Annotated in this window: 6 protein-coding genes and 1 pseudogene; 1 reads left to right on the top strand and 6 read right to left on the bottom strand. The window is 69.6% G+C overall.

Annotation, left to right across the window (positions count from 1 at the left end; genetic code table 11):
* Positions 1 to 90 precede the first annotated feature (90 nt).
* The 4 genes from AC1DY5_RS36575 to AC1DY5_RS36560 form a co-directional block, all read right to left on the bottom strand.
* Positions 91 to 1,518 carry a sensor histidine kinase gene (locus tag AC1DY5_RS36575; protein ID WP_478119376.1) on the bottom strand — a complete coding sequence of 476 codons (1,428 nt, stop codon included), beginning with the start codon at positions 1,516 to 1,518 and terminating at the stop codon, positions 91 to 93.
* The gene (locus tag AC1DY5_RS36570) at positions 1,519 to 2,184 is read right to left on the bottom strand and encodes a response regulator (protein WP_478119375.1); all 666 of its coding nucleotides are present in this window, start codon (positions 2,182 to 2,184) and stop codon (positions 1,519 to 1,521) included. It lies immediately after the preceding gene.
* Between the two features lie 24 nt (positions 2,185 to 2,208).
* Positions 2,209 to 3,228 (bottom strand): Bug family tripartite tricarboxylate transporter substrate binding protein, encoded by a 1,020-nt coding sequence (locus AC1DY5_RS36565; RefSeq protein ID WP_478119374.1) that lies wholly within the window; start codon positions 3,226 to 3,228, stop codon positions 2,209 to 2,211.
* 82 nt (positions 3,229 to 3,310) lie between these two features.
* Positions 3,311 to 4,015 (bottom strand): VIT1/CCC1 transporter family protein, encoded by a 705-nt coding sequence (locus AC1DY5_RS36560; protein ID WP_478119373.1) that lies wholly within the window; start codon positions 4,013 to 4,015, stop codon positions 3,311 to 3,313.
* Positions 4,016 to 4,295: 280 nt separating this feature from the next.
* Between AC1DY5_RS36560 and AC1DY5_RS36555 the strand changes: the two genes are divergently transcribed.
* The gene (locus AC1DY5_RS36555; RefSeq protein ID WP_478119372.1) at positions 4,296 to 5,507 is read left to right on the top strand and encodes a hypothetical protein; all 1,212 of its coding nucleotides are present in this window, start codon (positions 4,296 to 4,298) and stop codon (positions 5,505 to 5,507) included.
* Positions 5,508 to 5,541: 34 nt separating this feature from the next.
* Here the strand turns inward: AC1DY5_RS36555 and AC1DY5_RS36550 are convergent, their stop codons facing one another.
* Positions 5,542 to 6,516, bottom strand: coding sequence for a Bug family tripartite tricarboxylate transporter substrate binding protein (locus AC1DY5_RS36550; RefSeq protein WP_478119371.1), 975 nt, complete (start codon positions 6,514 to 6,516; stop codon positions 5,542 to 5,544).
* A gap of 30 nt (positions 6,517 to 6,546) precedes the next feature.
* Positions 6,547 to 6,767: pseudogene (locus AC1DY5_RS36545) on the bottom strand (hypothetical protein); the annotation flags it as partial.

Here is a 6,767-nt window from a genome sequence, read left to right as displayed (position 1 = left end):
GCATGAGCACGGCAGGTAGCATGCCGAGCGCCTGGCGGCGAGTGAATGCGGGCGTGGGCATGGTGGGCGGATCTCCGGCCATCGACGGCATCAGGCGCTGCGCACCGGCCACCAGAGCGTCGCATGCAGGCCCTGGCCGTCCTCGCGCGCCCTGAGCTCGAGATCGCCCTGGTGTCGCTGCGCAATCGACCGCGCGATCGCCAGTCCCAGGCCCGATCCGCCTTTTCTCGCCCGCGCGCCCCGCACGAATCGCCGGCCCAGCGCCGCGCATTCCTCCTCGCTCAGGCCCGGCCCGTTGTCCTCGACGGTGATCCGCCAGCCGCGCTCCTCCTTGCCGGCGAAGAGAGTGATGGTGCCGTGGGCCGGCGTGTAGGCGATGGCATTGACCACGAGGTTGCCCAGCGCCTCGCGCAGCAGGCCCGCATCGGCAACCGCCTGCAGCGTCATGGCCGGAGGGTGGATGCCGAGATCGATATGCTTGGCGCGCGCGAGGGGAAGCAGGTCGACCGCGACATCGCGCAGCAAGGCCGCCAAGTCGACTTCGGCGAAGGCCAGCGACACGGTGTCGCTGCGCCCCAGGGCGAGCAGCTGCTGGGTGCTGCGCGTGACGCGGCCGATCTCGGTGCCGAGGGCCTCGAGGGCGGCGCCGACCTTGGCCGGATCCTGTTCACGCCGGGCATAGTCGACCTGCATCTGGAGCGTGGTCAGGTGGGTGYGAAGCTGGTGCGACGCGTCGTCGAGGAACTGGCGCTGCTGGGCCACCAGGTCCTGGGTCCGGGACATCTGCTGGTTGACGGCGGCCACTAGCGGCCGGATGTCGGCCGGAAGATCGGCTTCGTCGATCCGGGTCAGGTCGTCGGCCTTGCGCGTCTGCACCTCGCGGGCCAGCCGGGTCAGCGGCCGCAGCGCGGCCGCCAGGGCCACCGCCGTGCTGAACAGGAGCAGCCCCAGCACCAGTCCGTCGCGCAGCGCCGCGCGGCGAACGAAGCGCGACGTGAACTCCTGCCGCGAGCGCGTGCTCTCGCCGACCTGGATCAGCACGCTGCGCCCCTGGCTTCCGGCCGGTGCGCGATCGAGGTCGCGGCGGTAGGCGGCAAAGCGGACCGATTCGCCGAAGTAGCTGGCGTCGTAGAACACCGGAACCCCGGGCACCAGGGCGGCCTGCGGTTCGGGCAGGTCGGCGCTGCCCAGTTCGACCAGGCCGTCGGAGGTCGCGACGCGGAAGTAGACTTGGCCGCTGGCGGTCAGCTCGAAGAATTCGAACAGGGTGTACGGCAGTTCGACGGCCAGCCCGCCCGAGGCCGTCGAGATGTTGGCGTCGATCGACTTCAATGCACCGAGCACCGACCGGTCATAGGCCGCATTGGCGGCCTCGAGCGCGTCGTGCCGCGTAATCCAGAGCTCGACGCCGGTCACCAGCAGCAGCAGCGGAAGCAGCAGGAGCGCCAGGCGCTGCCGCAAGCTCGCACGCCGGACCCAGTCCACGGCAGCGCCGGCAGGACGCAGCAGGGCGATCAATCAGCCGGCCTCCAGCGCATAGCCAAGTCCGCGCAGGGTCGTGATGCGGACGCCGCTTCCGTCGAGCCGCTTGCGCAGGCGGTGCACGAACACCTCCACCGCCTCGGGATGCACGTTGTCGTCGTCCGAGAACACGCGGTCGAGGATCTGCTGCTTGGACAAGGGCTCGCCGCTGCGCTGGGCCAGCACGCGCAGCACGGACAGTTCGCGCGGCGACAGCGCGAGAGGTTCGCCGTCGAGCAGGAACTGCCGGCGCGTTCCGTCGTAGACCAGCGGTCCGCAGGCGATCCGGGGATGCTCGACGCCGCGGGCCCGCCGCACCAGCGCATGCAGGCGGGCCTCGAGTTCGGCCAGCGCGAAAGGCTTGGCGAGAAAGTCGTCGGCGCCGGCGTTCAGCAGGTCGACGCGCTCGCTCAGCGAGTCGCGCGCCGTGAGGATCAGCGTCGGCAGCCGCTGGTCCCGCTCGCGCAAGCGCTGCAGCACCTCGTGGCCGTCGAGGCCGGGCAGCCCCAGGTCGAGCACCAGCGCGTCATGGTCGTTGGCTTGCAGGGCGCGGTCGGCAAGGCGGCCATCGTCGACCCACTCGACCTGGATGCCGGAATGCTCGAGCGCCTTGCAGAGCCAGGTGCCCAGCGTGTGTTCGTCTTCGGCCAGCAGGATGCGCATCGCCCGATGGTAGAGCGATGGGCGTCAGTCGGGCTTGATGTTGGCCCGCGCGATCACCGTCTTCCAGCGCGCCTGCTCCGCCGCGATGAACTGGGCGAACTGCTCCGGGGTGCCGCCGATGGCCTCGGCGGCATCGCCGCGCAGCCGTTCCATGGCGGCCGGAGAGCGCACCGCCTTCATGGTCTCGGCCGACAGCTTCGCGACGTTGGCGGGAGCCATGCTGGCAGGCGCGAGCATGCCGTACCACTGGGTCATCTCGAAGCCGGGGTAGCCCTGTTCGGCGACCGTCGGAACCTCCGGCAACTGCGGCAGGCGCTTGGCCGAGCCGGTGGCGATGCAGCGCAACTTGCCCGACTTGATGAAGGGGATGATGGCCGCCGCCCCGATGGCCGAGGCGTCGAGCCGGCCCGACAGCAGGTCGGTCAGCATCGGCCCGGTGCCGCGGTAGGGCACGTGCAGCATGAAGATCCCCGAGCTGACCTTGAGGTACTCGAAGGCCAGGTGGCCGGCGCTCCCGTTGCCGGCCGAGCCATAGCTCAGCTTGCCGGGCTTCGATTTCGCGTAGGCGATGAACTCGGTGAGGTTTTTCGCCGGCACGTCCGGATGGACCACGTAGAGGCTTGGCACCTTGGCCAACAGGCTGACCGGCTTGAAGTCCTTGTTGGCGTCGTAGGGCAGCTTGTCGAAGATGTAGGGGTTGACGGCCAGCGTGCCGATGTGGCCGAGGATGATCGTGTGCTGGTCGTCGCTGCGCGCCACCTCGGCCATCGCGATGTTGCCGGCGGCGCCGGGCTTGTTGTCCACGTAGACGCTCTGGCCCAGCGTGTTGGAGAGCTCGGCCGCTGTCGACCGGGCGACGATCTCCGAGCTGCCGCCGGGCGCGAAGGGCACCACGAAGCGCACCGACTTGCTCGGCCAGCCGCCCTGGGCCGACGCCAAGCCGGGCAGCAGCCCGGCGAGGCCGAGGGCGCCGCCGGCCTGGAGGATGCGGCGGCGGGCGAGGGGGGCGGTCGCTGCGAGTTCGAAGCGGGTGTCTGCTTTCATGGTGTCTCCATCGATCTGTTCAAGGTCCGCGATGTTGCCCCGGCGAAGCTTTCGGAATGCTGTCAGTTCCGATCGCGCTCTGTCAGACCGTCGCGCCGAAGATCGATCCCACCGATGCGGTCAGGCCCATCGCGAGCACGCCCCAGAAGGTGACGCGCCAGGCGCCGAGCGGCACGTTCGCACCGCCGGCCCGTGCGGCGACGGCACCCAGCAAGCCAAGGAATGCGATCGACATGCCGGCGACCCAGGGGATCACGGAGGCGCCGGTGGCCACGGCCGCGACCGCCAGCGGGAGCGCGGCACCGACCGTGAAGCTGGCGGCGGAAGCCAGTGCCGCCTGCACCGGTCGCGCGCTCGTCTTGTCGGAGATGCCGAGCTCGTCGCGCGCATGGGCGCCGAGGGCATCGTGCGCCATCAGCTGTTCGGCCACTTGCTGTGCCAGCCCGTACGAGAGGCCTCGCCCGACGTAGATGGCCGTCAGCTCGCGGCGTTCGGCGACCGGGTCTTCCTTGAGCTCGGCGCGCTCGCGCGACAGGTCGGCGCGCTCGGTGTCGGCCTGCGAATGGACCGAGACGTACTCGCCGGCGGCCATGGACATCGCCCCGGCCACCAGCCCGGCAACGCCGGTGACCACGATGCTGGCATGGTCCGCCTGGGCCGCGGCCACGCCGACGATCAGGCTTGCCGTGGAAACGATGCCGTCGTTGGCGCCGAGTACGGCGGCGCGAAGCCAGCCGATGCGGCTGTTGCGATGGCGCTCGAGGTGGTGTGCCCACGGGCCTTTCATGAGGCGCAGCCGGTCGGTTCGGCCCGCTTCGCGGGCGCTTCCATGGCGGATGGGAAAGGAGCCTTCTCGGTCGTCATCGCTGTCTCCGCAAGGGCTCGGCCAGGACATCGGCCGACCGCCCACCCGTGCATCATGCCCTGCGGAAGGCCCGCGTCGACGCCGGTCGCGTGCATTCCGACTGAGCCTGATCAATCGGAATCGCGCGGGATGTCGCTAGGCTGCTGGAGCGTCCTCCACACCGCGCATCGCGTGGGTGATGGGCCGCGGAGGTTTACGATCCATGTCCCGCGCCAAACCGCACATCCTCGAGCTGCGCGAGCTCGAATCGGCCGACTTCTCGCTGGTGCTCGGCGGGCCCTTGTTCCAGCTCTGGCGACGCTCGCGCCTGTCGGACCACGAGGGGAATCTGCCGCACCGCCGGGCGATCGCGTTGGTCTTGCTCGCCTGGCTTCCGCTGTTCCTGCTCTCCATCGCCGAAGGCCGCGCCTGGGGCCGGAGCGTCGACCTGGTGTTCCTCAGAGATCTCGAGCTGAATGCGCGCCTGCTGGTCACGCTGCCGCTGCTGATCCTGGCCGAGCTGGTCGTTCACCGGCGCATGCGGCTGGTGGTCAGGCAGTTCCTGGAGGACGGTCTGATTCCGGACGCGTCGCGGACCCAGTTCGACCTCGCCATCGCGTCGGCGCAGCGCTTTCGGAACTCGGTCTGGGCCGAGCTGCTTCTGGTGATCCTGGTGTATGCCATCGGGGTTTTCGTCGTCTGGCGCACGCGACTGACGCTGGACGTCTCGAGCTGGTATGGCGTCGTCGTGGAAGGCCAGCTGAAGCTGTCGCTGGCCGGCTGGTGGCTGGCCTGCGTGAGCCTGCCGCTGTTCCAATTCCTGCTGCTGCGCTGGTACTGGCGGCTGTTCATCTGGTCACGCTTCCTTTGGCATGTCTCGCGCATCGAGTTGCGCCTGATCCCGACGCACCCCGACCGCTGCGGTGGACTCGGCTTTCTTGCGCTGGTGCGGGTCGCCTTCGCACCCTTCCTCTTCGCGCAGGGCGTCCTGCTGGCCGGCATGATCGCCGATCGCATCTTCTTCGGCGGTGCCAAGCTGCTCGAGTTCGAGTTCGAGATCGCCGGGGTGGTGGCCCTGATGGTGTGCCTGATCCTCGGGCCCCTGTGCTTTTTCAGCCCTCAGCTCGAAGCGGCCGAGAACAGGGGCCGCCGCGAGTACGGCACGCTGGCGCAACGCTATGCGCGCGAGTTCCACCAGAAGTGGCTGCGCGGCGGCGCCCGGCCCGACGAAGCGCTGCTCGGCAGCCAGGATGTCCAGTCGCTGGCCGACATGGGCAACAGTTTCGCCGTCGTCGAGGACATGCGCTGGGCGCCGTTCACCTTGAAGACCGTGCTGCATCTGGCCGTCACGATCCTGCTGCCCGTGCTGCCGCTCACGCTCACGATGTTCTCGGCGCAGGAGCTGCTCGACCGGCTGGTGAAGGTGCTGCTGTGAGACATCCTGGGTCCGGTCGGGACCGGGCGCCCACTCACTCGGGCAGCAGGCCGATCTCCAGGGCGACCTGCCCGAGCCGCTTGTGCTCGTCGAGCAGGAACATCTCGAACTGCCTCGGCGAGCCGCCCGGCGCCGCGATCGGGCCGATCGCGAACATCTTCTCGGCGATCGCGGGCTGGGCCAGCAGCTTGTTGATCTCGGCGTTCAGCCGCAGCACGATCGGCTGCGGCGTGCCGGCCGGCGCCACGATCGCCATCCAGCCCGTCATCTCGACGCCGGGCAGGAATTCGGCCAGCGCCGGCACCTGCTCCCATCCCGCGACCCGCTTGGCCGACGTGACCGCGAGCACCCGCAGGCGCCCCTGGCGCGCCAGCTGAGAACTCGACGCGAGATCTGCGACCACGGCGTCGGCATGGCCGCCCAGGATGTCCTGCAAGGCGACGCCGACCGAGCTGTAGGACACCAGGTTGGCTTGCGCCTTGCTCCGCGCGTTGACCGCCCGGGCGATCATGCCGCCGAAGGTGCGCGGCCCTTCGTTGGCGATCGACAGCTTGCCGGGTTCGCGGGCGCTGCGTCCCACGAGGTCCTGGAACGAGACGATCGGCGACTCATCCCTGACCAGCAGCGCGAACGGGCTGTTGGCGACGAAGGCCACCGGCGCGAAGTCCTTGACCGGGTCGTAGGGCAGGGTCTTGAATAGGTAGCTGTTGGTGACCAGCGCCGCCGTGGTCGCGAAATAGAGCGTGTAGCCGTCCGCAGGCGCGCGGGCCACGGCTTGGGCGCCGATCACGTTCTGGCCGCCCGGCTTGTTGTCGATCACGAAGGGCTGGCCGATGGCTTGCGCGAGGCCGTCGCTGAGCAGCCGTGCCACGTTGTCCGGGCCCGAGCCCGCCGGTTGGGAGAGCACCACTTTGATCGGCTTGTCAGGCCATTTGTCCTGCGCGGACGCCAGGCCGGCACGCCCGAGGGCGGCCGCCATCAACGCCATCTGAAAGTCTCTTCTGTTCATCTTCTCGTCTCCGTTGTCGGCGAATGGGCTTCAGTTCAGGCGGGCAGCCAGCGACTCGATCAGGCCGCCGAGCTGGTTCGYGTCGGCCGCCACGCCATATACATAGCGGTCGGGCCGCACCAGTGCTGCCGTGCAGGCATGGCGGTGGAACCAGGCCGCCGCCACGCCCTCGGCCTCGGGCAGCGCGTCGCCCAGCTGCAGCACGGCGAGACCGGGGATCGCGGCGCCGCGCGGATCGACCGGGCCCGGGT

Source organism: Variovorax sp. P4_D9 (assembly GCF_056401695.1).
The sequence above is the reverse complement of the archived record's forward strand: the minus strand, read 5'-3'. Positions and strand labels throughout refer to the sequence as shown.